This is a genomic window from Halomonas sp. ND22Bw, from assembly GCF_003011945.1.
In the GTDB taxonomy this organism is placed as follows: Bacteria; Pseudomonadota; Gammaproteobacteria; order Pseudomonadales; family Halomonadaceae; genus Halomonas; species Halomonas halophila.
Genome location: NZ_PXWD01001707.1, coordinates 1 through 239 on the forward strand (window position 1 = coordinate 1; position 239 = coordinate 239).

At 69.9% G+C, this 239-nt stretch carries 1 protein-coding gene; it reads left to right on the forward strand.

The features are described from left to right. A partial coding sequence (locus CVH10_RS24105; RefSeq protein WP_146143393.1) for an aminotransferase class I/II-fold pyridoxal phosphate-dependent enzyme occupies positions 1–239 on the forward strand: 239 nt, incomplete at both ends.

Sequence of the window (239 nt, forward strand, 5' to 3'; positions counted from 1 at the left end):
CGGGCGCGGCCCTGCGCGATCTGCACGCGCGGGAGGCGCTCGCCGGCATCCTGGTGATGAGCCCGGCCAATCCCTCCGGAACGGTGATCGAGCCCGAGCGCCTCGCCGATCTCTGCGCCACGGCGCGCGGGCTCGGCGTGCGCTTCTTCTCCGACGAGATCTATCACGGGCTCTCCTACGGCCTGCCCACCGAAACCGCGCTCCGCTACGACGACTACGCGATCGTCATCAACTCGTTC